The 25693-nt window shown below is 68.5% G+C and carries 19 protein-coding genes; 10 read left to right on the top strand and 9 right to left on the bottom strand.

The window, feature by feature from the left end:
- Positions 1-272: 272 nt before the first annotated feature.
- The 6 genes from E3U26_RS07335 (at position 273) to E3U26_RS07310 (ending at position 9945) form a co-directional block, all read left to right on the top strand.
- The gene (locus E3U26_RS07335) at positions 273-539 is read left to right on the top strand and encodes a hypothetical protein (RefSeq protein WP_243784731.1); all 267 of its coding nucleotides are present in this window, start codon (positions 273-275) and stop codon (positions 537-539) included.
- 516 nt (positions 540-1055) lie between these two features.
- Positions 1056-3800, top strand: coding sequence for a hypothetical protein (locus E3U26_RS07330; protein WP_499104676.1), 2745 nt, complete (start codon positions 1056-1058; stop codon positions 3798-3800).
- A gap of 189 nt (positions 3801-3989) precedes the next feature.
- On the top strand, positions 3990-5306 hold the full coding sequence (locus E3U26_RS07325) for a TolC family protein (protein WP_499104675.1): 1317 nt from the start codon (positions 3990-3992) through the stop codon (positions 5304-5306).
- A 5-nt stretch (positions 5307-5311) separates the two neighbouring features.
- On the top strand, positions 5312-7465 hold the full coding sequence (locus E3U26_RS07320; protein ID WP_499104674.1) for a type I secretion system permease/ATPase: 2154 nt from the start codon (positions 5312-5314) through the stop codon (positions 7463-7465).
- Positions 7462-8634 carry an HlyD family secretion protein gene (locus E3U26_RS07315; protein WP_499104673.1) on the top strand — a complete coding sequence of 391 codons (1173 nt, stop codon included), beginning with the start codon at positions 7462-7464 and terminating at the stop codon, positions 8632-8634. Before E3U26_RS07320 ends, E3U26_RS07315 begins: the two co-directional genes overlap by 4 nt.
- A gap of 24 nt (positions 8635-8658) precedes the next feature.
- Entirely contained in the window at positions 8659-9945 is a 1287-nt protein-coding gene (locus E3U26_RS07310) for a BamA/TamA family outer membrane protein (RefSeq protein WP_499104672.1), read from the top strand.
- Here E3U26_RS07310 and E3U26_RS07305 read toward each other — a convergent pair.
- The 3 genes from E3U26_RS07305 to E3U26_RS07295 all read right to left on the bottom strand — a co-directional run bounded on the left by E3U26_RS07305 (position 9922) and on the right by E3U26_RS07295 (position 13958).
- Positions 9922-11172: a glycosyltransferase family protein gene (locus tag E3U26_RS07305; RefSeq protein WP_499104671.1), complete on the bottom strand. Its 1251-nt coding sequence runs from the start codon at positions 11170-11172 to the stop codon at positions 9922-9924. The genes E3U26_RS07310 and E3U26_RS07305 overlap by 24 nt on opposite strands.
- 13 nt (positions 11173-11185) lie before the next feature.
- A complete protein-coding gene (locus E3U26_RS07300; RefSeq protein ID WP_214273549.1) occupies positions 11186-11821 on the bottom strand; it encodes a response regulator transcription factor in 636 nt (211 codons plus the stop codon).
- A 145-nt stretch (positions 11822-11966) separates the two neighbouring features.
- On the bottom strand, positions 11967-13958 hold the full coding sequence (locus E3U26_RS07295) for a hybrid sensor histidine kinase/response regulator (protein ID WP_499104670.1): 1992 nt from the start codon (positions 13956-13958) through the stop codon (positions 11967-11969).
- A 234-nt stretch (positions 13959-14192) separates the two neighbouring features.
- Between E3U26_RS07295 and E3U26_RS07290 the strand changes: the two genes are divergently transcribed.
- The 3 genes from E3U26_RS07290 (at position 14193) to E3U26_RS07280 (ending at position 17587) form a co-directional block, all read left to right on the top strand.
- A complete protein-coding gene (locus E3U26_RS07290) occupies positions 14193-16631 on the top strand; it encodes a BapA/Bap/LapF family prefix-like domain-containing protein (protein WP_499104669.1) in 2439 nt (812 codons plus the stop codon).
- A gap of 113 nt (positions 16632-16744) precedes the next feature.
- Positions 16745-17272 (top strand): hypothetical protein, encoded by a 528-nt coding sequence (locus tag E3U26_RS07285; protein WP_499104668.1) that lies wholly within the window; start codon positions 16745-16747, stop codon positions 17270-17272.
- Between the two features lie 81 nt (positions 17273-17353).
- A complete protein-coding gene (locus E3U26_RS07280) occupies positions 17354-17587 on the top strand; it encodes a hypothetical protein (protein WP_499104667.1) in 234 nt (77 codons plus the stop codon).
- A gap of 189 nt (positions 17588-17776) precedes the next feature.
- On the opposite strand, the gene E3U26_RS07275 is transcribed toward E3U26_RS07280, so the two are convergent.
- On the bottom strand, positions 17777-18826 hold the full coding sequence (locus tag E3U26_RS07275; protein ID WP_499104666.1) for a glycosyltransferase family protein: 1050 nt from the start codon (positions 18824-18826) through the stop codon (positions 17777-17779).
- A gap of 283 nt (positions 18827-19109) precedes the next feature.
- On the opposite strand from E3U26_RS07275, the gene E3U26_RS07270 reads away from it, so the two are divergent.
- Positions 19110-19946: a hypothetical protein gene (locus E3U26_RS07270; RefSeq protein ID WP_499104665.1), complete on the top strand. Its 837-nt coding sequence runs from the start codon at positions 19110-19112 to the stop codon at positions 19944-19946.
- 20 nt (positions 19947-19966) lie between these two features.
- Here E3U26_RS07270 and E3U26_RS07265 read toward each other — a convergent pair whose 3' ends face one another.
- From E3U26_RS07265 to doeB, 5 genes are all read right to left on the bottom strand, one after another.
- The gene (locus E3U26_RS07265) at positions 19967-21016 is read right to left on the bottom strand and encodes a hypothetical protein (protein WP_499104664.1); all 1050 of its coding nucleotides are present in this window, start codon (positions 21014-21016) and stop codon (positions 19967-19969) included.
- Positions 21017-21025: 9 nt separating this feature from the next.
- The gene (locus E3U26_RS07260; protein ID WP_499104663.1) at positions 21026-21661 is read right to left on the bottom strand and encodes a HupA family protein; all 636 of its coding nucleotides are present in this window, start codon (positions 21659-21661) and stop codon (positions 21026-21028) included.
- A 201-nt stretch (positions 21662-21862) separates the two neighbouring features.
- On the bottom strand, positions 21863-23233 hold the full coding sequence (locus tag E3U26_RS07255; protein ID WP_499104662.1) for an aspartate aminotransferase family protein: 1371 nt from the start codon (positions 23231-23233) through the stop codon (positions 21863-21865).
- Positions 23233-24684: an NAD-dependent succinate-semialdehyde dehydrogenase gene (locus E3U26_RS07250; protein ID WP_499104661.1), complete on the bottom strand. Its 1452-nt coding sequence runs from the start codon at positions 24682-24684 to the stop codon at positions 23233-23235. The genes E3U26_RS07255 and E3U26_RS07250 overlap by 1 nt, the downstream gene beginning before the upstream one ends.
- The gene (doeB, locus tag E3U26_RS07245; protein WP_499104660.1) at positions 24681-25691 is read right to left on the bottom strand and encodes a N(2)-acetyl-L-2,4-diaminobutanoate deacetylase DoeB; all 1011 of its coding nucleotides are present in this window, start codon (positions 25689-25691) and stop codon (positions 24681-24683) included. The genes E3U26_RS07250 and doeB overlap by 4 nt, the downstream gene beginning before the upstream one ends.
- Positions 25692-25693 lie beyond the last annotated feature (2 nt).

Genomic DNA, 25693 nt, shown 5'->3' with positions numbered 1-25693 from the left:
CATCCGCGCCGCATGGGCTGCGCTCGGGGACGATGGCGAGCGGCAGGACATCGTCCGCACCGTTCACGGCCGCGGTTTCCGGCTGGTGCCCGCCGTTCGCTTGCGCAGGTCGCCGCCGCGACGGGGCCCCGCGCTGGCGGCGCTGCCGTTCCGCCCTTCCGGCTAGTCGCATGACCACGCCATCCTGACCGAGGCCCTGCCGCATGAGATCCTGCGCGCGCTGTCGCGCCTGCGCTGGCTTGCGGTGATCGCGCGGGACTCTTCGTTCCGCTTTGGCCGGGCCGGGCCCGACTGTCAGGCAATCGGCGCGCCTTGGCGCCCGTTCCATCCTGACCGGCACGCTGGAGCTGTCCGGGCACATGCTGGCCGCCAGCATCGAGCTGGTCGAGGCCGCCAGCGCCGGCATCCTCTGGACCGACCGCATCTCGCGCCCGGTGGACCCGCTGCTCTACGGCATGCCGGGTGTCCCTGATCCAGCAGCAGGACGTCGGTCCTGCCGCGGATTGGGCGGACCGGGCCGCCGCGGGCGCATTTCCTGATCGGGACGGTCGCGCTGGCGGCGAACGGCCTTGCGCGGCGCGACGAGCCGGCGGAAGGCTGGGACACTACCAGGCTGCGCCCGGACACTACGGCCGAGGCTTCCCGCTGCGCGGCCCCAAGCGGCGCGGGCAGCTCGCGCGGGGACTGGTTCGGCTTTGCCTGACGCCCGGCGAGCCGTGGATGATCCGGGCGACAAGGCCCGCGCCGGTTGCCGGACATGCCGAACGGTTCCGCCGGCGCGGCGCGGATAGCGCTCGACCTCCATGCCGTCGGCCTGGCGCTGGCCCCGGTCGCCTGCGCGCCCATGCCCGCCCGTTCCGGGCGCTGTCGGGTGCCGTTTCCCGGCATGGCCAGCGCCCTTGGCCCATGCGCCGCCTCCCGCGCCAAGGGGGCGCGGAATCGCATTGCCATCCTAATGGAATGGCTGCATACTATAGTATGTTATTTACCTGCCCGGCCCCGGCGCGCCCAAACCTTTGGGCAGTTCAAGCCCGCCGGAGCTGAACGAGGATGGAATGGCGGCAAAGAAGCCCGACCCCACGAAGGCCGCAGCGCGGCACGGGTCCGAGACGAATATCCCGGCCGACCCTGCCGCCGCCGCTCGGGACGCCCAGCCGCGCATCCTTGCCGAGGGGGCGGGCGGCACCGCCCTGGGCCTCAGCGCGATCGGCATGGGGCTTGCCACCCAGACCGCGACCTATGCCGGGCAATCCGACCTGCTGTCCCAGGCCGCCGAGGAGCCCGGCAAAGCCCCGGACCTTGCCGGCGACCGGGCGGTTGCGGGGGCGGAAACCTTTGCCAGCATGGCGCCCGCCGGCGCGTTCGCCGTGGCGCAATCGGCCGTGCCGGCGGGCGCGTCGCAGGTGCCGCAGGCTGATGCCGCAGCATCCGGCGGCGGCACGCCGGCTGCCGACAGCGTGGCCGCCTTTGCGCCGCCCCTGGGCAGGATCGGCGATCAGGAGGCGGGCGAATTGTCGATTCGCGCGGCCGTCAACACCACCTTGCCCGCGGCGGAGCCGCCGGCTGCCGCGCCGGTCACGGATCGCGTGGCCGCTGCGCCTTCGCGCGTCGTTGCGGGCGATGGGCCGACGGCTGCGGCCGCCGATGCGGGCCCTGTCGCCCAGGACGGGACGGCTGCCGAAGATGCGCCTTCCGAGGCGGACGGGTCGCTTCTGGGCGAGGACGGGCTGGTCGACAGCCTCGTCTCGCCCATCCTCGGCGCCGACGGGCTGCTGGGCACGGTGACGGATTCGCTGGTCGACCCGATCCTTGGCCCGGACGGGCTGGTGAGCGATCTGCTGAACCCCATCCTGGGCAAGGACGGGCTGCTGGACAGCGTGGTTGGCGTCGTCCAGGAGGGCCTGCTCGAGCCGATTCTGGGCAAGGACGGACTGCTGGGCAATCTCGTCACCCCCATCCTGGGCGAGGGCGGCCTGATCGACAGCCTCGTCTCGCCCATCCTCGGCCCAGACGGGTTGCTGGGCACGGTGACGGATTCGCTGCTCGATCCGATCCTGGGGCCCGACGGGCTGGTGAGCGACATCCTGGCCCCTGTCCTGGGTGAGGATGGACTGGTCGACAGCCTCGTTTCCCCCATTCTCGGCCCCGACGGGTTGCTGGGCACTGTAACGGATTCGCTGCTCGATCCGATCCTGGGGCCTGATGGGCTGGTGGGCGAAGTCCTGGCCCCCGTCCTGGGCGAGGATGGACTGGTCGACAGCCTTGTCTCGCCCATCCTCGGCCCCGACGGGTTGCTGGGCACGGTGACGGATTCGCTGCTCGACCCGATCCTGGGGCCCGACGGGCTGGTGGGCGAAGTCCTGGCCCCCATCCTGGGCGAGGACGGTGCGCTCGGCGGCGTGGTGGGCGTCGTCCAGGAAAGCGTGCTCGAGCCGGTGCTGGGCCAAGACGGGCTGCTGGGAAGCGTGGTTGATCCCCTTCTGGGCCAGGACGGGCTGGTCGACAGCCTCGTCTCGCCCGTCTTTGGCCCCGAGGGACTGCTGGGCACGGTGACGGATTCGCTGGTCGATCCCATCCTTGGTCCCGACGGCTTGCTGGGCGCGGTCCTTGACCCCATCCTGGGCGAGGACGGTGCGCTCGGCAGCGTGGTGGGGGTCGTCCAGGAAGGCTTGCTGGAGCCGATCCTGGGTGAAAGCGGTCTGCTGGGCGGCATCGCGGCGCCCATCCTGGCCGAAGACGGGTTGCTGGGCGGCATCACGGCCCCGATCCTGGGGGAGGGCGGTCTGCTGGGTCCGATCCTTGGACCGGGCGGTCTGCTGGGCGGCCTGACCGGCAGCCTGCTGGGCAGGGGAAGCGCGTCAAGCGCCACGGTCCCGGCCCAGGCATCGCCTGCGCCGGTTCTGGAAGAACCCGGCGCGCTTGCTGCTTCGCTGGCTGAACCCGTGTCGGAGGAAGGCGCTCTGACGACGGGCGTGCTGGGCGCGGTCGCCGATGCGGTGGGGACCGGCGAACCGATCCTGGACGAGGATGGCGCGCTATCCGCCGGGCTTGACCTGGTGCAGGACGTTCTTGGCCCCGTCGCCGGCGAGGGCGGCCTGCTGGGGGGAATCGCGGCCGGGATCGCCGGGCAAGCCGCGCCAGAGCCGGCTTCAGGCTCGGATCCGGCATTGCCGCTGGCCGGCGGCCTGCTGGACGAGTTGACCGGGCTGCTGGCAGCAGGCGCCGGCCAGGAACCGCAGCTTTCGGCCGGGGCCCCGACCGGGGAAGAGCATGGCGATGACGACGGCTTCCTGGAAAGCCTGATCGGCGGCGATCCGTCCATCGCCGGCGCGGTGTTCGACGCATCGGACATGGTGACGGACCTGCTGTTCCATGAATTGCTCTCGGACCAGGATGTCTTCGGCATCGACCCCGCGGCCGAGCCCCCCCTGACCGACGACCTGGTGGGCGGCCTTCTGGGCGTGGTCGGGCTGGAAGCGGCCCTGGCCCAGCCCCAGGCGGCGGCCAGCGACGCCTTGGCCGGGCATGATCCCGAGGTGGACAGCCTGCTCAACGAGATCATCGACAGCGGCGAACGGGCGACGGGCGGCGTGACCGACCCCCTGGCGGCGCTGCTGGACCCGATCGGCGCGGAAATCGGCGAGGGAGGGCTTTTTTCAGCGGATGCGGCCGTCGAAAACGCGCTCGCCACGCTGTTCGGAGAAGATGCGGTCGAGAGCGAAGCCGCCTCGTCGCTTCTGGGCGGCGGCGGGCTGCTGGGCCAGCTTGGCCTGTTCCCGGGCGACGACGACAACCACTGACAGCCGACCTGCGAGCATACGCAGCGCGGAGATAATGCGTAAATTAGTCTTTTAAGGCAAATGGACGAGCCGTTCATCCTGTGCATATTGGCGCTGCCCTCTTGCCACAACGAACTGTTTTGTCCGAAGTAAAGCCACAGAACCGCCGACATGCGCGGCCTTGCGAAGAAGATCCGGCGGATGCCATCCATGATTCTTATAAGACATAATCTGTCGCGCCTTGCGCTGCCCAGCGGCTCCGAAACCCGGTTCTTTTCCAGAAGGCGCGGCGTTGCGGCCCTGGCCCTGATCCTTGCCGTTCTGGGCGGCACGCCCGCCGCCGCGCAGGCCACCACCTTGCCCCAGGCGGTGCTTGTCGCTTCGGAACGCGATCCGGGGATCACGGCGATGCGCCAGCAGGTCGCGCGCCGCTCGGTCGACATCGAGGCGGCCAGGGACCAGCGCTATCCGCAGTTCAGCATTTCGGCCGATACCAACACCACCGATGCCAACGGCGCCGGGGTGACGCTGACGGTCTCGCAGGTGCTGTATGACTGGGGCCGGGTGCGCAACCTGATCGCCAGCACCTCGCAGGAGCGGGTGAAATCCGTCTCCGAGCTGAAGATGGGGATCGAGCAGCTGACGCTGGAGGTTTCGAACTTCTATCTCGACATCGAGGTGCTGGACAGGAAGATCGCCCGCACCCGCGACTATCTGGGCTTTGCCCAGCGGATCGCGGGACATGCCGCGGCCCGCGCCCAGGGCGGGCTGGGCGACAGCGGAGAGGTCGCGCGGGCGGAGCTGGAAATCTCCCGGACCGAGGAGCGGCTGGACCAGCTGACCAGCGAGCGCGGGCTGGCGCTTTCGCAGCTTGCCTTCCTGATGGGGCGGGCGCCGGGCAGCATCGCCAAGCCGCCGGAGCTGGGCTTTGCCGGCCGCTACGCCAAGGCCGATGCGGTCGAGGCGGCGGTCCGCCTGTCGCCGGATTTCATCGCCGCCAACGCGGAGCTGGGCGTGGCCGAGGCCGGGATCGCGCTGGCGCGGGCCGCACGGCTGCCGGTGATCCGCCTGCAGGCGCAGGGCCGCGCCGACCTGGATGGCGGGCGCAGCCGCACCGCGGTCGGGCTGGCCGCCGGCGTCGACCTGAACGCGGGCAGCTTCAGCGGCCGGCAGATCCAGTCGGCGCAGCTCGAGGCGGATGCGGCGCGCTCCAACATGGAGGCGATCCGGCGCAACCTGGCCAACGGCGCCCAAAGCGCGGTCGAGCGCGTGCGCGTGCTGCGGGCCAGCGAGGCGTCGCAATCCCGCCAGCTGGCGCAGGCGCAGCAGGTGCTGGACAGCTATGAAGAGCAATTCGTCGGCGGCCAGCGGGAACTGATCGACCTGCTGACCACCGGGCGCGACCTCTACGACGCGCAGATCGACAGCATCGCCACCTATGACGCCAGAAAGCGCACCGAATACCAGGCGGCACATGACCTCGGCGTGCTTGGCACGCTCATCCTCGCCAATTCCGCGGGAGGCTGAAACCGTTGAGCGCATCCAAGCATGACCCCCAATCCCCGGCGACGGACCCCCTGGTCCTGGGTCTTGTCGAGCTTTGCCGCGTCCATGGCGTCTCGGCCTCGGCCGAGCGGCTGACCGACGGGCTGCCCCGCGCCCGCGGCGAAAGCCTGCCGCCCCGGCTTGCCGCGCTGGCCCTGCGCCGCGCCAACATGAGCTGCCGCATCAGCAACGAGCCCCTGGCCGGCTTTCCCGAACACGGCCTGCCCGCGCTTTTGTTCCTGCGCGACGGCAGCACCGTCATCCTCGAGGCCATGCACGACGGCCAGGCCAGCCTGATCCTGCCCGCCACCGGCGGCGGCCGGGCGGTCTGGACGGCCGAGGAACTGGCCGAACGCCATGACGGGCGCATCCTGGTGTCCAAGCCCATCGACATCGTCGCGGACCGGCTGGACAAGACCGATGGCGAAAAGCGGCACTGGATCATCGGCCCGGTGCTGGACAACTGGCCGATCTATCGCGATGTCATCATCGCCTCGTTCGTTGCCAACCTGCTGGCCATCGCCACGGCGCTGTTCTCGATGCAGGTCTATGACCGCGTGGTGCCGAACCAGGCGTTCGACACCCTGTGGATCCTGGCCAGCGGCGTGGGCATCGCCATCGTGCTGGAGATCCTGCTGCGGATCATGCGCGCCTCGCTGATCGACGTATCGGGGCGCGACCTGGACCTCCGGCTGTCGGCGCAGCTTTTCGACCGGGTGTCGAACCTGCGGCTGGCGCATCAGCCGAAATCGACCGGCGTATTCGCCAACCAGGTCCGCGACTTTGCCACGGTGCGCGAATTCTTCACCTCGGGCACCGTCACGGCGCTTTGCGACATTCCCTTCGTCATCATCTTCATCGGCGTCTTGGCCTGGCTGGGCGGCGCGCTGGCGCTGGTCGTGGTGGCGGCGGTGGTGCTGACCGTCCTGCCCGGCCTGGTGCTGCAGCGTCGCCTGGGCCGCGCCTCGCGCGAAAGCACCCGCGAGGCGGCGGCCTTGAACGGGCTGCTGCTGGAAACGGTCTCGAACCTGGAAACCGTCAAGGCGGCGCGGGCCGAGGGGCGGTTGCAGCGCGCCTATGCGCAATTGACCGCGACCATGGCGACGACGGCGGTCAAGACCCGAGGGCTGACCAACCTGATGACGCAGCTGGTCAGCTCGGTGCAGAAATTCGCCTATGCCGGCATCATCATCGTCGGGGTCTACCTGATCAGTTCGGGCGAGCTGACGGTAGGCAGCCTGATCGCCTGCACGCTTCTGTCCAGCCGCACGCTGGCGCCGATGGGGCAGGTCGCGGGGCTTCTGGCGCGCTGGCAGCATGTCCGCGCCGCGATGGAGGGGCTGGACGAGATCATGAAGACCCCGGTCGAGCGTCCCGCCGACCGCCATTACGTCCGCGCCCCGGCCTTGTCGGGCGAATACCGGCTGGAAGAGGTCGTCTATCGCCACGACCCCGAGGCCGCGCCGGTCGTCAGCATTCCGGCTCTGACCCTGGCGGCGGGGGAAAAGATCGCGCTTCTGGGCGGGAACGGCGCGGGCAAGTCCACGCTCTTGCGCCTGCTGGCCGGGCTGACCGATCCGCAGGACGGGGCGGTGCTGGTCGACAACCTCGCGCTCAGCCAGATCGACCCGATCGACCGCCGCCGGCAGATCGGCTACCTGCCGCAGAACGTCGCGCTGTTCCAGGGCACCCTGCGCGACAACCTGCTGCTGGATCACGGCCTGCACAGCGACGAGGAACTGCTGGCCGCGCTGGATGCGGTGGGGCTTGGCGGCTATGTCCGCCGCCATGTCCGCGGCCTGGACCTGCAGATCTACAGCAATGCCAATGTCTCGGGCGGGCAGAAGCAGGCCATCGGCCTGGCGCGGGTCATCCTGCAGGATCCGCGCATCGTGCTGCTGGACGAGCCGACCTCGGCCTTCGACCACGTGACCGAGGCCAAGGTCATCGCCTTCCTGCGGGAATGGCTGGAGGGGCGGACGGCCATCATCTCGACCCACAAGCGCGAAGTGCTGGGGCTGGCCAGCCGGGCGGTGGTGCTGAAGGACGGGCGGGTCGTCCGTGACGGGGATCTGATGCAGATCCTCAATGCGGCCAGGGCGAACAGGGTGCAGCAGGCGCCCGTTCACGTGGTGACATGAACGGTGACGATTCCGTCAGCGCCAGCCATATCGACGGAAGTTATCGGCGGCTGGTGCTGCGGCAGGCAAGATGGACCATCCAGATCGTCTTTCTGGCGGTGATCGTCGCCGTGGTCTGGGCCGCCCTGGCCCAGATCGACCAGATCACCCGCGGCGACGGCCGGGTCATTCCGCTGCGCCGGTTGCAGACGATCCAGAGCCTCGAGGGCGGCATTCTCGCCGAATTGCTGGTCGCCGAAGGCGACGTGGTCCGGCAGGATCAGGTCATCGCCCATCTGGACGCGACGCGCCCGCGCGCCGCCTTCCTGGCCGTGCAATCCGAGATCGAGGCCCTGGAGGCCGAGGTGGCGCGGCTGGAGGCCGAAGTCCTGGAAAAGCCGGTGCTGGATTTCGGCCCCGATCCGACCGAGACGCAGCAGACCGAATTGCGGCTGTTCAAGGCCCGGCGCACCCGGCTGAAATCCTCGCTTGCCGCGCTGGAGCAGGAGCGCGTCTCGGTCCAGGAACAGCTGGACATCCTTCAGCCGCTGGCCGCCAGCGGCTCGGTCAGCCGCATCGACCTGCTGCAACTGCGACAGAAAAGCGCCGAGCTTGACGGCAAGATCAGCGAGGCGCGCAACGGCTATGTCCAGGACGCCTATCGCGACCTGGCCGAGCGCCGGGCCAAGCTGACCCAGCTGCAGCAGGATCTGGTGCGCAAGGAGGACGAGCTGCGCCGCACCGTCATCCGTTCCCCGGTCGAGGGGCGGATCAACAACATCACCATCACCACCCTGGGGGGCGTCGTCCAGCCCGGCGAGGCGATCATGGAGATCACGCCCATCGACGACCAGCTGCTGATCGAGACCAAGATCCTGCCCCGCGACGTGGCCTTCATCGCCCCGGACATGCCGGCCAGCGTCAAGATCACCGCCTATGACTTTGCGGTCTATGGCGACCTGCGCGGGCGCGTCACGCAGATCTCCGAGGATACGGTCGAGGAGGAAACTGCGACCGGCCCGCAGGACTTTTATCGCGTCATGGTCCAGACCGAGCGCAGCTATCTGGAGCGGTTCGGCGAAGAATACCCGATCCGCCCCGGCATGGTGGCGCAGGTGGACATCGAAAGCGGCAAGCAATCCATCCTCAGCTACCTGATCCGCCCCCTGCTGCGCGCAAGGCTGCGCTAACCCTTGAAACGATGCGATTTTCCCATGCGCCATGATCCGACCCGCCTGTCCAGGACATCCCTAGCCGCCACCCTGCTTCTGGGCGCGCTGACCCTGCCCGCCGCGGCGCGGGTCTATGACCGGGTCGAGGTGCGCGGCGCCGAGTTCGTCCCCCAGGACGACATCCGCCGCGCCTGCGGGGCGCTTGACGGCATTGCGCTGGAGGCGGCGGACCTGGCCGGGGTCGAGCGCTGCCTGATGTCCACCGGCGTGTTCGAGCGCGTCTCGGTGAGCGGACAGGGGGATGCGCTGGTCATCGACGTGACCGAGGTCGAGCAGAGGCCGGGCCGGATCGAGGCGGCGATCTCATGGGTGAACGACCGCAGCCTGACCGGCAGCCTGTCCTATGAGCAATACAACCTGCTGCCCGATACCTTCGCCGCCGTGCATGGCGATTTCAGCCGCGACGCCAAAAGCTTCGACATCAGCCTCTATCGCGCCGACGCTTTCCGGCCGGGGCTGCATTTCGGCATCGACATCCTGGGCCAGCGCAGCAATTTCAGCGACCTGGCGTTCTCCATGCGCAGCCACCAGGCCGAGTTCTACCTGGCCGCGACGCCGGACGAGGCCACGCGCATCGAATACGGCATCGGCTGGCGCGACCACAGGCTGTTCGGGCTGGATGCCGATGCCAGCCCGCTGCTGCAACGGGAACAAGGCCAGCTTGACGCGCCCTTCCTGCGCCTGGGCTTCAGCCATGGCGACCGGGCAGGGGGGAAAACCGGCGGCCTGTTCGTGCAGTTCGAGCAATTCCTGTGGAACCTGGGCACATCCAGCCCGATCTCGGAAACCCGGCTGGAACTGGATGCGCGCCATGTGCTGGCGGGCGGCACCGTGTTGATGCTGGGGCTGGACGGCGGCATCGTCGCCGGGCTGTCGGGCAACGACACGACCGCGCTGGACCGGGTGTTTCCGGGCGGCGACAGTTTTCGCGGCTTCGCCCCGCGCGGCATCGGTCCGGCCGATGGCGATGATTTCCTGGGCGGCAACCGCCACCTGATCCTCTCGGTCGAGGTGCAGCGCGAGCTGGGCAAGGTGATGGGCACCGCCCTGCGCGGCGGGATATTCGCCGATCTCGGCTCGGTCTGGGGGCTCGACGATACGTTGGGCGGGCGCATCGACGACAAGGCGCATATCCGCAGCAGCATCGGCCTGTCGCTGACCTTCGACGTGGCCAGCACCCCGGTCTCGCTTTATGCCGCGGTGCCGGTCCGGCACCAGCCCCAGGATGAGCGGCAGGTCTTTGGCCTATCCGTCAACGCAAGGTTTTGACGCCGCGCCAAGCCGGCGGGCGCGATTGTCCATCGCCTGCCGGAACAGCGTCATGTAGCGCGGCGCCACGGATTGCAGCGTATGGGCCTGGCCCAGGACGCGCGCTGCCCGGCCAAGCCGCGCCCGCCTTGCGGCATCGTCCCTAAGCGCCCGGATCGTGTCCAGCCAGCGGCCGATGTCGTCGGGCAGCAGGATGCCGTTGACCTCGTCGCGGATCAGTTCCGCCGGATAGCCGCGGTCGGGCGCGATCACGCATCCGCCCCGGCCCAGGATTTCCAGCAATCCCCAATTCGCCACGCCGTGGCGCAGCGGATAAAGGAACAGGTCGATCTGCGACAGTTCGCGCACGAAATCCTGGTAGGGCAGCTTGCCGGGCCGTTCCAGCACCGCGGCGGCGGCGGGAAATTCCCGCATCAGATGGGTGCAGAAATCCGCCACCTCGCCGCCATATCGGCGCTGCACCCATTGCTGCTCGTAGCCATAGGTCGATCCGTCCGCCCCGCCCAGGGCGATGAACCGGGCATCGAAGCCTTCGCGCGCCAGCCGGTCCACGATCCGCACGAAGGTATCGAACCCCTTGGCGCTGGAAAGGTCGCGCGCCGAAAAGCCGATGGTGAACGGGCGCGGGCCGGGGGGCGGCGCAAAGGCCGGGCCGAAGTCCAGCCCTTCCAGCTGCACCTCGATATTGCCGCGCAGGGCGGGCGGGAACATCGTCTTGGCATGATGGCTGGGACAGATCACCAGGTCGCTGCGCAGCGCCTGGTGGAAATGCAGCATCTCGGTGTTCTTGTCGCTCATGCGCTGCGACAGGTCGGGCGGATAGGCCGGATCCCAGCCATGCGCATGGAAGCTGGGAAACTCGACATAGCTGACGATGGCCGCGTCGATCTCGTCATAAAGGAAATGCGGCGCGCCCCACAGCGAATGGGCCACGACCACGTCGATGGGGCGGCTTTTCTGGAATTCGCGCAGCGCCAGCAGCAGCCCGCGCCCGATCCGGGCCGAGCGTTCCAGCTTGGCGGTGTAGTAATAGCTTTGCGCGCCGGTGATGGGACCGTCGGGCTGGAAGGCCAGGATATGGGCGCCCTTGTCCTGATGGCGCTGGCGATGGCCGGGCGTGGTCAGGAAATAGGTCTCGGCCATGCCCGCCTTGCGCAGATAGTCGCAAAGCGGGCCGAACTGGCCCGGATAGACGGCGCCGGCAAAGACGATGACGGGCTTTGGCATGGAGTTGGCGGTCTCAGATCAGCTTGCGGTCGCGCGCGGCGATGACCGCCTGCGTCCGGTTGCTGACGCCCAGCTTCTTGCAGACCGCCTTGACATGCATCTTGACCGTGGGTTCGGCCAGGTTCAGCGCCACGCCGATCTCGCGGTTCAGCTTGCCCTCGGCCAGAAGGCCCAGCACTTCGGATTCGCGGCGGGACAGCAGCGCGCCCTGATCCTCTTGCGCCTGCTGCCGGGTTTTCACCAGTTCGATCGGCAGATAGCGCCCGCCGCCGGCCATGAAGCGGATCTCGTTGGCCAGATTCTTGAGCGAGGTGGTCTTCAGCACGATCCCCGCCCCGCCCAGGGCCATGACCTCTTCGACCACGCGCGGCGGGGGGTTGCTGGTCAGGATGCCGACCGGCTTGCCGCCATTGTGTTCCAGCGCCTTGCCCAGCCCGGCGACGCCATCCATGCCGGGCATGTCCAGGTCGACCAGCACCAGATCGAACGGCCCGCGCCGGTCGATGGCCTCGAGCGCGGCGGGCAGGTCGGGCACGGTCTCGACCTCGATGTCCGGGACGCCGGTCAGATACATCTCGAGCATTTCCAGGATCATGGCGTGATCGTCCGCGATCAGCACCCGCAATGTGTTTTCTTGTTGTTCATTCATGGTTTCTGCTTTCGGCATCGCCGCCCGCCCAGGGGCGGCGGTCCGTCGAGTGACATCCAGAAACGGCGTGATGCCGGTGCAATCACATCCCCCTTACCCACGGCAGGATCAAGGTATCCCATCGCGCGGACAGAGAACAGCCCGTTCACGCCATCTCCTCGACCGACCGGCGGCTTTGCATCAGCGCCTCGTCCAGGGGCACGAACAGCGGCTCCAGGTCCGGCTGGCCCGCCTCGACCGCCTTTTCGATGGCGCGCAGGCGCCGTTCGACCAGGACCAGCCCGGTTAGCCCGCTGGCGCCGGTGGCGGCGTGCAGCCGCCGCCCGGTATCCTTGCCGACGCCTTCCTGGCGCAGCTCGTCCAGCACGGATTGCGCCTCGGCCAGGGCCCGCAGCATGAAGCCGCGCGCCGCCTCGCGGCCGACGCGCTCGGCAAGATCGGCGGCAGCAGCCGGGTCGACGGCCGCGTCCTCGCAGCGGATCGGCGCCGCGCCGGGGGATTGCCGCGACGGCGCGCCCGCCAGGATCCCGGCCAGGGCGTCGCGCAGCGTGTCGGGCCGGATCGGCTTTTCCAGCACGCAGACCATCCCCGCCTGGCGGCATGCCTCCTTGATGCGGTCGTCGGCATGGGCGGTCAGCCCGACCACCTTGCCCTGCCAGCGCGCCGCCGAGGCCGGATCCCCGGCCTTGAGCCGGGCGGCGAGCTCGATCCCGCTCATCCGGGGCAGGGTGACGTCGGTCAGCACCAGCTCGACCCGGCCGGCCAGCTCGTCGCGCGACAGCATCGCCAGCGCCTCGGGGCCGCTGCCCGCCACCACCACCTCGGCGCCGAAGCTGTGCAGAAGATGGCCCAGCCAGTCGCGGCTGGCCGGGCTGTCCTCGACCAGCATCAGCATCCGGCCCGCCAGCGCCTGCTGGGGCTGCGCCGGCTCGGCCAGCGGCTGGCGGCGCATGTCCGGGGCGCGCGGCAGGCTGAAGCTGACGCGGAAGATGGTGCCGATGACCCGGCCGGGGCTTCCGGGCGGCAGGGCCAGGCCGTCGCTGCCGCGATCCTGGATCTCGATCCGGCCGCCCAGCTGTTTCAGCGCATGGGCCAGCACGTTCAGCCCGGCCGAGGGGCGCTTGTCCGGGGCCGTCGCCGGCACGGCCGCCTCGTCCAGCGGCAGTCCCAGCGCCTTGGCCAGGCGGGCCTTTTGCGCCGGCGGCAGCCCGCCCCCCTCGTCCAGAAGCTCGATCCCGACGCGCCAGATCTCGGCCGCCGGCTCGTCGCCGGGCAGCGGATCGGCCAGAGGCGCGCAGGACAGCCGCAATTCCACCCGTCCGCCGCCATGGTTGACCGAGTTGTCGATCAGGTTCTGGCACAGCGCCCGCACGAAGCGCAGCGGGCCGCGCAGCGTCAGGTCGGGCGGCGCATCGACGGTCAGCTGCACCTCGGTCGCGCGCGCGCTGGCGATCGGCTCGACCAGGGCAACCAGGCTGCCCACTTCCTCGACGATGCGGAAATCCTCGTCCGGCTGGATGCCGCGGGGGTTCTGTTCGCCGCGGATCACGGCCAGCACGTTGCTGATATGGTCCAGCGCCAGTTCGGCGACGCGGCGCATCCTGGCGCCGGCGTCCTCGGGCGCTGAGGCCCCGCCCGGCCCCTGCATCAGCGCCTCGGCCGAGGCCAGCAGCGACTGGATCGGCGTGCGCAGGTCATGGGCCACCCGCATCAGCATGGCCGAGCGCGCGCGGTTGCGCAGCCAGGTCGATTCCTGGTCGCTTTCGGCCAGCCGCAGCAGATATCCCTCGGCCGGGCCCAGGGGGACATGCACCACCTCGCCCGCGAAGCTCTGGCCGTTCTCGGTCCATTGCGCCGAGACGCTGCCCGAGCGCCGGGCGCGGCCGCAGGCCCCGGCCCAATCCAGCCGCGCGGTCAGTTCGTCCTGCCCGATCCCCAGCTGCTGGGCCGAGCGATTCGCCAGCAGGATCTCGCCCCGCTGGTTGGCCAGCACCACCGCGCGCCTGTCGGTGGCGATCACCCGCGCCAGGGCCTGCAGGATGGGGCGAACCGAATTGGCCAGATCCTTGCGCATCCCCGCCGGCAGCGGGGCAAGCTCGCCCGGTTCCTGGCCCTCGGTATCGGCAATCTCGGTCATGTCTTTCCTCGTGAACCCGGCAACGACGCGATTCTGGCCAAAGGGCGATGGCGCGGCAAGAGCGACCGGATCGCGCGCCTTCCCCCTGTCCGGCAGCGAATCGTCGAAAGCGATCCGTCGTGGCTTGACTGTCCTTTAGTATGTGTTATTGCCACATACTATCGTATATGATCCTATACCAAATCTCTACCTTGGCCCGCGTTGCTCCAGGGCCGCCCCCAAAAGGATGATTCCATGGCTCAAAGCATCATTCAGGCTGGCACGCTGATCGATGTCACCATTCCGGCGTTACCGGCGGCTGTCGGCGGCTATCTCAGGTCCGGCAGCGACTTGATCGTGCGGATGAACAGCGGCGACGAGTTCCTGATCAAGGACTTCTACATGGCCGCGGCCGACGGCACGGCCCATCGGCTGGTCCTGGGCGACGGCACGGTCATCCTGGCGGATGGCGACGAAGAGGCGGCGGCCGGCCTTGGCGCCGGCATGTTCGACGATGGCGCCGCCAGCGTCTGGGCCTTGGGTTCCGCCGCCCTGGCGGCCATCGGCGGCGGCACCATCATCGGCAACTCGGGCGATTCGTCGAATCCGACGGATACGACCGATCCAACGGATGGCACGGATCCGACTGACGGAACCGACCCGACGGACGGCACCGATCCGACCGATGGAACCGACCCGACGGATGGCACGGATCCGACCGACGGGACCGACCCCACGGATGGCACTGACCCGACCGATGGAACCGACCCGACGGATGGCACTGACCCGACTGACGGGACCGATCCGACGGATGGCACTGATCCGACCGACGGGACCGACCCGACGGATGGCACTGACCCGACCGATGGGACCGATCCGACGGATGGCACGGATCCGACCGACGGGACCGACCCCACGGATGGCACTGACCCGACCGATGGAACCGACCCGACGGATGGCACTGACCCGACTGACGGGACTGATCCGACCGACGGGACCGACCCGACGGATGGCACTGACCCGACTGACGGGACCGACCCGACGGATGGCACCGATCCGACCGACGGAACCGACCCGACGGATGGCACTGACCCGACCGACGGGACCGACCCGACAGATGGCACTGACCCGACCGACGGGACCGACCCGACGGATGGCACCGATCCGACCGATGGGACCGACCCCACGGATGGCACCGATCCGACGGATGGTGCGGACCATGTGCAGGGCTTCCTTGATCCCATCCTGGGTGACGGCGGGCTTCTGGGCGACCTGACGGGCAATGACGGCCCGCTCGGCGCAATCACCGGCTCGGACGGCTTGCGGGGCGACCTGCTGGGCCAGGATGGGCTACTGGGCGGGCTGGGGGGTGGCCTGCTGGGCGTTCCCCTCCTGGGTGACGGGGTGGACGGTTCCGCCGGCGTCCTTGATCCGGTTCTGGCCGATGGCGGGCTTCTGGGGGATCTTACCGGCAACGGCGGCCTGCTGGGCGCGATCACCGGCTCCGAGGGGCTGCTGGGCGATCTGATCGGCGACCAGGGGCTGCTGGGCTCCGTCACCGGCTCGCAAGGGCTTGTGGGTGAGTTGACCGGCACCGGCCTGCTGAAGGACGGGGCGGCCGGCGAGGGGTCCAACGGCCTCTCGGGCCTGCTTGGTGGTGTGCTGGGCGGCAACGACCTGCTCGGCGGGCTGCTGGGCGGCCAGGGCGGCCTGCTTGGCGGGTTGCTGGGTGGCGAAGGCGGCTTGCTGGGCACCGTGACCGGGACGCTGGACAACGTGGTCGGCGGCGTGCTGGGCGGGAATGACCTGCTGGGTGGCCTGCTTGGTGGCCAGGGCGGGTTGCTGGACACCGTGACCGGGACGCTCGACGGCGTCGTGGGTGGTGTGCTGGGCGGGGACGACCTGCTTGGCGGGCTGCTCGGCGGCAACGATCTCCTGGGCGGTCTGCTTGGTGGCGAAGGCGGCTTGCTGGGCACCGTGACCGGGACGCTGGACAACGTTGTCGGCGGCGTGCTTGGCGGGAATGACCTGCTCGGCGGTCTGCTCGGCGGCGAGGGCGGGTTGCTCAACACCGTGACCGGAACGGTCGAGAGCATTGTCGGCGGCGTGCTGGGTGGCGATGATCTGCTGGGCGGGCTCCTTGGCGGCCAGGGCGACCTGCTGGGCGACCTCCTTGGCGGCGACCTGCTGGGCAATGTCGGCGGCACGCTGACGGGCCTGCTGGGTGTCGCGCCCGGCGATGGCCTGCTGGATCCGGTCCTCGCCGATGGCGGGCTGCTGGGCGAGCTGACCGGCAACAACGGCACCCTGGGCGACATCAGCGGCTCGAACGGCCTGCTGGGCGACGTGGTTGGCGATCACGGGGCGCTTGCGCCCGTTACCGGCCAGGACGGGCTGCTGGGCGAGCTGACCGGCCATGGCCTGCTGGGCGAGGACAGCGACAATCCTGACGGCCTGCTGAACGACCTGCTGGGCGGCAGCGAGGACCTGATTGCCAGCGTCGCCGATACCCTGGACGGCCTGCTGGGCGGAGAAAGCGACCTGCTGGGCGGGGTGAGCGATACGCTTGGCGGGCTGCTTGGCAGCGGCAATGCCGGCGATCTGCTGGCGCCGCTGGGCGATGCCGTCGACGGGCTTCTGGGCGGCGGCCTGCTGGCTGGCCTGGGCAGCCTCAACGACGAGCACGGCGCCTGAGGCACGAAAACGCGGGCGCGCCCAGGCCGGGCGCGTCCGCCGCCCCCCAGCAATCCGGCGGCAAGGCTGCGAAGGACGCGCAAGGCGGCCGGCCGTTTGATCCCGAGGAAACAATGGTTGGAATTGTCGATTCCGCGATGATGATCGCGATCCGCACGCGGCACCGCAAGGACTCGGCGGATCTGCTGGCCATGGCGATAGAGTTGACGGACAGGAACCCGAATTGCCGGGTCGGCCTATACGCCCTGGATAACCTGCCGCAGAAAAGCGCATTCTACGAATTCGGCAACAGCGCCGAATTCCTGGCCGGCTTCATCCGGGAACTCGGGCTCGAGGATGTGCAGGACATCGACATGAACCAGCCGGGCGTGCCGCCGGCGAAGGTCACGAAGATCCTGGAACGCAAGCTTTCCGAGGCCCAAGCCAAGATCGCCTATTGCCGGGCCTATGCCGACGGCAAGGCCTTTCGCGACGAGGACATAGACGATCTGGAATGGCATATCCGCGGGCTTCTGCGGCAGCTCAGCGGCTTGCGCGACCAGATCGGCCGCATCGCGCCGGCGGCGCAGCCCGAACCCGAGCCGATCAAGGCGACCGCCTGCCTCATTCCCTTCAAGGGGCGGGCCAGCGCGCAGCAGTGAACCGGGGCTTGCGCCCCGGCCCTTTCGAAACGTGCCGACCAATCCGCATTTGCCCAAGGCAGAATATGACGAGGAGTAGCCATGTTGACGAAGTGCCGTTTTTCCGAAACTGCCAGCAGCGAAGCATTCGACCATGACTGCGGCTCTACAGGCGGAAAGCTGGTCATCTATATCTTGGCAGCGATAGCCGGAGGGCTGATGGGGGTCAGCCTGGCACTTTTCCTGAACCTGCCGCTTTTGGGCGTTTTCCTGGCATATTCCCTGGGTGGAATGGGCGCGATTCTTGTCATGGCGGTGGGGCTGTTCCTGCTGTGATCCTTGCGGCAATCCATCACGCTGGCGATCCGGCAGAACCGTCCGGGCTATTTCCCCCAGGACTGAAGCGGGCCTTCATCTGCGGGCGCCGATACCCCGACCTTGCCCGCGCATTCGCAGGGCGAGGCGCCCGGCAAAGGGGTTGCGGGGCACCCTTACCTCGGCCAGCTGTCCTTTGGACGGCGGCCCTTACGCCGCATCGAGTTCGCGCCAGATCTTCAGCAGTGCCGTTTCAAAGGTATCGCTGTTGTAATTGGCATTCACCACCGCGCTTGCGTGGCGGCGGATGGCATCAAGACGCGCCGGCGCGGCGGCATATTCCGCGACCGCCGCCTCCAGCGCATGCACAAGCCCCAGGGTATCGTCCTCGGTCACGGGAACCCCGGTTTCGGGGGTGAAGTATTCCCGCCCGCCAAGCCCGGTGTAGCCGACCACGATGCAGCCCGCCGCCATTGCTTCTGCCGCCGGGAAGCCGATCGATTCCATGCGCAGCAGCGAAATGAAGAACTGGCTGCGTTGCAAATGATCCGAGACATCCAGCCGCGGCATATTGTCGAGTTCCTGAATCCGGTATCCCTTCAATTTTCCCCGGCGCTCCAGCGTATCGACGATCTGGCGTGCCTCTGCCGAGCGTTTGCGCGGCATATAGGTAATCAGCCGCTCCTTTTCCTCGCGAAAGGGAAAATCCTCGGGCTTCATCGAGACGGGCAGGTGATGGCCGGTCTGGATATTCAGAAGTTCGAACTGATCGAGGCATATTTGCGAAACGCCCAGGAACCAGTCCGCGCGTTCGCGGATGTCGAGCCCCCTTTCCATGGCTTCCACATGAGCCTCTTGGAAAGCGAACGGGTTTTGCACGAAAACGCCAAGCCGGGACTGCGGAAAAGCCGTCATTGCCGCGGTGATCATGAACTCCGGTATGACCAGAATATCCTCGACCCCCGGCCGCCAGGGTTTCAGGGGCCCGCCGCGAAGTTTTTCGCCCATGATAATAAAGGGCGACATGAGCCGGGCGCGCCGCCCGTCCAACCCCTGTTTTTGCCGGGCAATATAATAGTCATAGGTATAGCAGAGCGGCGGCTTGTCGGGATGGTCCAGATAGCCGGCGGCGGGGCTGTTGTGCAGGATGGCGGCGTCATAGCCCGCCCGGCACAGCGCTGCCACCGTGTCATAGATGACGGCAATCCCGCCCGATGCCGTTTGCGTGTCGGGACACAGGAAAAGATAGCGACGCACCATGGCACCCGGAAAGCTGATTTCCAGGAAACATGTTGAAGAAAGCCACGGGTGTCAACGCAGCACTTGACGGCGCAGCCGGGTTTTCCGGGCATGCTTGGTATGTGGATACCGCAGCAGACGGCGCCGCATGCAGGCTGGTGGGCCGCCCAGGGGCGCAGGAATCCGCGGCGAAGGGGGCAGGCGATGGGTGCAGATTTACGGCGAAGCCTCTTTTCGCTCGCATTCCGTGCCGGTATCCTTAGGATCGGCCGGGGTAATTGTTTCTGCAAACTGGAAATGCTGCATGCTGATATCTGACAAGGCGCCCGAGGCTCCGTCAGTCGCGCTGTTGACCTTTGTGCTTGAAGAGCATCATTGCGTGATCCTTGAAGATTGGATTGCCTTTTTCGACCATCCGATTGCCGAGCTGGTCGTGCATCTGGGCAAGGATCCCGGCATAGAAACCCGCGTCCGGCAGCTATGCGAAGCGCATGGCATTCGCCTGCATGACATGGGCAGGACGACGCCGCGGGAAACCACCGATTCGGAACAGCAGCTTCTGGAAAAGCAGTTCGATGCGGTAACGGCCGATCTTGGATGCGTGGTGCGATTGGATACCATTCCCTATCGCGCCCGGAATGTGACCTGGCAGGACGCGGCCCTCGCATTGATGAAGGAAACGGGCGCCTGCTTCATGACCGGCAGCACATTGCCTTATCGCGCGGACCGGCCTACGGCCAGGCGGGAATTCATGCTGACGCAAAGCATCAGCAATTGCTTCCTGGTGATCCAGCCGGAAATCTGGAGGACGCTCCAGGCCGGAACCCAGGATTCCGAGTCGAAATACGGCAGGTTCCTGGTCGAAGGCGCGGCCGAGGATTATGTGGCGGAAAACGGCCTTTGGGGCTTGCGCCTTGTCAATGGCGAGGACATTCGCATCTTTCATTGCCAGGAATGGGGGTTGCGATTGCTTCGCATCCGGGATTCCTTTCGCAAGGGACACAGGATCTCTCCATTCCTTCGGGGATACCAGGACGATTATCTTTACGAAAATGCGCGATACTACATGCAGCGCCGGGAACCCCTGCTGCGACGGGCCAGGGTTTTCCTGGGCTACTGGCGCCGGCGGCTTTTCAATTGAGGGGCTGCCGCGCCGTCCGGTCAGCGCCAGCGGACATCCAGCATGACCCGGTTTTCGTCATACATCGGAACCGTCGACGACCGACGTTGCCCCGCCAGCAGCAGCGTGAATTTCGGCGTCAGCGCGACCTCGATGCCCAGGGTGCGGACATCGTCCCGCCGCGGGGTGCCGAAGACGGCAGAGCCCTCTTCCCGTTGCCAGCCGATGCCGAGGGTCACGGGGCGGTTCCCGATCGGGCGGGTCAGCGACAGCCCCGCCCGATAGCGGATGGCGTTGTGGCCGGCGACCCTTTCGCCGGCGGAAAGCTGAAGCCCGACCGCCCCGATCCCGGAAACGGCGCTGCCGAGCGACAGGTCCGCGAAGGCCTGGCGATAATCCTTGCGCCAGGTCTGCCGCAGGCCCAGGGACATCTCGTGCAGGGCGCCCGCGGCCTCGAATAGCCTGGTGCCGCGCAGGCCGGTCCAGGCCAGATGGCTTTCGGACAGATCCGTCCGGCCAAAGGCGTAGCCGCCGCACAGGTCGACAAAGCGCCATTCGCCCAGGTGCTGCGCAAGGCAGGCCCCGAGCCCCAGATCCTGGCGCGAAAGATCGTGCCGCGGCGAATAGACCGCCGTCGCCTGGCCCGCCAGCCGCAGAACCCGCCCCGGCGCCAGCCGGTATCTTGCGCCGGCCGAGGCGGCAAGGCCCAGCACCAGCCCGCCGCGGGCGCGGCTTTCCGGGCTGACCGTCAGGTCGATGCCCCCGACCGTCAGGCTTTCGCCGGGGATGCCGCCGTTGATATTGTCGTCCCATCGCAGCAGCGGCCGGGCGGTCAGGTGCCGCGACAGCAGGACCGGCTGCGGGCGGCCGTCGCGCAGCATCCCTTCGTGATGCAGCAGCCGCGCCAGCAACGGCGCCCGCCCGGCAGGACGGTCGCGCATCAGCGCAAAACCCGCCAGCCGGGGCGAGCCGGACATCAGCGCCGCCTGGGTCCGGTCGGGCTGCTCTGCCCAGGCGGGCGAGGCCAGGCAGGGCAGCAGGCTGGCGAAGACCCGGGCCCGCCAGCCCGCCTTCCATGATGCGGGCAGCATTCGGCGGGATCAGCGCTCGGCGGCGAAGCCGCTGTCGCCGAAGACCGCGCCCGTGGCGCCGTCATATTCGACCGTGCCGGTGATGGTCCCCCGCACGGCCTCGGCGGCGCTGCCCCTGAACGTCCCGTCCAGCGCGAGGTCGAGGCCGATGTCGCCGCGGTCGCCGCCGCCCAGCGTGCCCGCCGCGCGGCCCGTCATGCCGTTGCCGCTGATGCTGCCGCCGGTGATCGGCAGGCTGCCGGTCAGGGTGGGGCCGTCCTCGACGCCGACCTCGTGGATCTGCCCGGAAACGCTGCTGCTGGCGAAATCCGCGTTGAGCGCGATCCTGGCGTTCGCGGCCTCGTATCCGGGATCGCCGACATCGACCGGGCCGCCGGTCATGTTCATTTCGACGAAGGCATAGCCGTCATAGGTGGCGCTGCCCGTCGTCGGCATGGCGGCGGTGCTGGTCGGGGCAAGGGCTGCGGTGCGGCCCTCCATCTCCATCAACGGCCCGTCATGTTCCAGAAAGGTCTGGCCGTCCGCTGTGCCGCTACCACCACCCGGCACGCCGCCGCTTCCAGACCCGCTGCTACCGCCGCAACCTGCCAGCGCCAGCGTGATTGACGCGGCCAGGACGCCGCCGAAGATCTTGCCCGTCTGCATGGAACCCTCCAAGAAAACCTGAAATCACGGGCGCAAGGCCCGGTTCCGATTACAGGGCCGGGGGCAGGGGGCTGTCGTCACCCGTTTGGGTGAAGGCGAGCGCGAAATTCTTGCAAGGCGACATCGTCGCGGACGCGGCCGCATGGGTTGCGGGCGACACATTCGGCGGGCAGCCGCATAGGCCGCCGCCCGCCGGCAGGTTCAGCCAAGCGTTTCGCGCAGCGCCTCGGCGGTCGCATCGACGATCACCTCCGCCTCGGCCTCGGTCAGGCAAAGCGGCGGAGCCAGGCCGATGATGTCGCCCTGCGGCATGGCCCGCGCGATCACCCCGCGCCTGAGCATGGCGGCGACGACCTTGCCGCCGATGCCCTCGGCCGCGTCGAAGAAGCCGCGCGTGTCGCGGTCGCGGACCAGCTCGACGGCGCAGAGCATGCCCTCGCCGCGGATCTCGCCCACGTTCGGGTGATCGCCAAGCGCCCCGCGCATGCGGTCGTTGAGGTAGCGGCCGACGCGGCCGGCGTTTTCGACCAGCCCCAGCTCATCGATCAGCCGCAGGTTGGTGATGCCCGCCGCCGCGCCGATGGGGTGGGCGGAATAGGTCCAGCCATGGCCCAGCACGCCATGTTCGTCGGTGCCCTGCATCAGCACGTCCCAGACCTTCTGCCCGACGATGCTGCCCGACAAGGGCGCATAGGCCGAGGTCAGGCCCTTGGCGCAGGTGATGATGTCGGGGGTCATGCCATAGTGATCGCTGCCGAACATGCTGCCCAGCCGGCCGAAGCCCGTCACCACCTCGTCCGCGATCAGCAGGATGTCGTGTCGCGCCAGCACCTTCTGGATCGCATCCCAATAGCCCCTGGGCGGCGGCACGATGCCGCCCGTGCCCAGCACCGGCTCGCCGATGAAGGCGGCGATGGTGTCGGCGCCCTCGGCCGCGATCAGCCGTTCCAGTTCCTCGGCGCAATGGGCGCTGAACTGTTCCTCGGTCATGCCGGCGTCCTTGCGGCGATAGTAATAGGGCGCCTCGGTATGGATCACCTGCGCCAGCGGCAGGTCGAATTTCTTGTGGAACAGCTCCAGCCCGGTCAGCGAGCCGGTCATCAGCCCCGAGCCGTGATAGCCCCGCCAGCGCGAGATGATCTTCTTTTTCTGCGGCAGCCCGCGGATGTTGTTGTAATACCAGACCAGCTTGACGTTGGTTTCATTGGCGTCCGAGCCGCCCAGGCCGAAATAGACCCGCGCCATGTGTTTCGGCGCCCGGTCCATGACCATTTTCGCCAGCGTGATCGAGGCTTCCGAACCATGTCCGGCATAGGCATGGTAATAGGCCAGCTCGCGCGCCTGCGCGGCGATGGCCTCGGCGATCTCGGTCCGGCCATAGCCTGCGTTCACGCAATAGAGCCCGGCAAAGCCGTCCAGCAGCCGATTGCCGTCGCGGTCGATGATATGGACGCCTTCCGCGCCCGAGATGATGCGCTGCGGACCTTCACCGCGCGCGAATTGGCCCAGGTTGGTCGAGGGGTGGAACAGGCTTTCGCGGTCCCATCTGGACAGCTCGTCATTGGTCAGCATCACGCTCTCCTTGTCTCTGCCCAGTCGCGGCAGACGTATTTGATCTCGGTGAAGGCCTCGAGCCCGTGGCGGCTGCCCTCGCGGCCCAGGCCCGATTGCTTCATGCCGCCGAAGGGGATCGGCGCGCCCGTGACCTTGGTGCGGTTCACCGCGACCATGCCGAACTCCAGGGCGCGGGACAGGCGATAGATGCGGCGCGGGTCGCGGCTGTGGACATAGGCGACAAGGCCGTATTCGGTGGCGTTGGCGATGCGCACCGCCTCGTCCTCGGTGTCGAAGGGGGCGATGGCGGCGACGGGGCCGAAGGTTTCCTCGCGAAAGATCAGCGCCTCGGCCGGCACGTCGGCCAGAACGGTCGGGCGATAGAACAGCGGCCCCTGCGGATCGCGGCTGCCGCCGGTCAGCAGGCGCGCGCCGCGGGCCAGCGCGTCCGCCACATGCTCCTCCTGCTTCCTGACCGCGCCTTCGTTCATCAGCGGGCCGAGGTCGCGATCCTCGGCCCCCGGGCCCAGCGTCAGCGCGGCGGCGGCGGCGGTGAAGCGGCGGCAGAACTCGTCATAGACCGGCCGCTCGACCAGGAAGCGGTTGGCGCCCAGGCAATCCTGGCCCGAGGTGGCGAACTTGGCCTTGATCGCCTCGTCCACCGCCAGGTCGAGGTCGCAATCGGCAAAGGCGATGAAGGGCGCGTGCCCGCCCAGCTCCAGCACCAGCCGCTTCACCGTCTCGGCGCTTTGGCGATAGAGCAGCTTGCCGACCTGCGTCGAGCCGGTGAAGGAAAGCGCCCGCACCCGCGGATCGGCGCACCAGGCGCCCACGATCTCGGGCGCCTCGCCCGTCACCACGTTGAAGACGCCGGCCGGAAAGCCCGCGCGATCCGCCAGTTCCGCCAGCGCGGTCGCCGACAGCGGCGTCTCGGCCGAGGGATGCACGACCACCGTGCAGCCCGCCGCCAGCGCCGCCGCCGCCTTGCGGGTGATCATGGCGCAGGGAAAGTTCCAGGGCGTGACCAGTGCCGCGACGCCCAGCGGTTCGCGCCACAGCTCCATCTCGGCGGTCGAGAGATGCGAGGTCACGCTTTCGATGTTCGGGCGCTTGGCCTCTTCGGCATAAAACTCGACGAAGCTGGCGGCATAGTCGATCTCGCCGCGCGATTCCGACAGGGGCTTGCCCTGCTCGGCGGTCATGATCCGCGCCAGATCCTCGCGCGCATCGACGATCAGCCGGTGCCAGCGCATCAGCACGGCGGCCCGTTCCTGCGGCAAGAGCGCCGACCAGCCGGCAAAGGCCGCCTGCGCCGCATCGACCGCCGCGCGGGCCTGCACCGCATCCAGCCGCGCCACCTGCGCCACCGGCTGCCCGGTCGCGGGATCGGTGACGGCAAAGCGCGCCCCGCCCACCCAGGCGCCGTTCACGAAGGCATCCTTGCGCATCAGGGTCTTGTCGGTGATCATGGCTGAACCTCCTCGCCGATGACGGCGACGCAATCGCCGGGTTTCACGATGCCGGGGAAATGCCGCGCCATCATCAGCCCGGCGCGGCGGGCATAGACCGCGACCGGGGCCAGGCCGGTGCGCGTCACCGGAAAGATGCGGGCGACGGGCTGGCCTTGTTCCACGGCATCGCCCAGGTCGGCCAGGAACTCGATCAGCCCGCCATCCTCGGCAAAGGTGAAGCAATCCGCATCGGGCATGTCGAGCCAGCGCGTCGGCCGGGCTTCGACCTGGCCGCGCATCACCCCGGCAGCGACCAGCAGGTCGCGCAGGCCCCGCCGGGCGATCCCGGCGGTGCGGGCGGTGGCGGTGCCGCCGCCGCCCAGTTCGGTGGTGACGAAGGTCTTGCCCATTTCCTCGGCCGCGGTGTCATACATGCCGACCGCGTCGATCTCGAGCATCCTGACCGACCAGGGCGCCCCGAAGGCGCGCACAAGCTCGAAGGCCGCCGCCTCCTGCCGCTTGTCGGGCAGGATATGGGCGGCGCAATAGGGCAGGAAATCCAGCGTCTTGCCGCCGGAATGGAAATCCAGCACCACATCCGCCATCGGCAGCAGCACGCGCTGGAAATAATCCGCAAGCTTCTGCGTGACCGAGCCGTCGGGCCGGCCCGGAAAGCTGCGGTTCAGGTTGCCGCGGTCGATGGGCGAGGTGCGGGTGCCGGCCGCAAAGGCCGGATAGTTCATTGCCGGCACGATGATGATGCGGCCGGTGACGTCCTTGGCCCGGATGGTCGCGGCCAGGTCGAAAAGCGCGATCGGCCCCTCGTATTCGTCGCCGTGGTTGGCGCCGGTCAGCAGCGCCGTCGGCCCCTCGCCGTTGTTGACCACGGTGATCGGGGTCATGATCGACCCCCAGGCCGCATCGTCGCGCGAATAGGGCAGGCGCAGGAAGCCGTGCTGCATCCCCGGCGCCGCGAAATCCACCGTCGCCGCGATGGGCGAGGGCGCAAGCTGCATCTGCAACATGG

This window comes from Paracoccus ferrooxidans (genome assembly GCF_029909815.1).
GTDB classification, from domain to species: domain Bacteria; phylum Pseudomonadota; class Alphaproteobacteria; order Rhodobacterales; family Rhodobacteraceae; genus Paracoccus; species Paracoccus versutus.
This window is presented reverse-complemented; position numbering and strand designations above follow the sequence as displayed.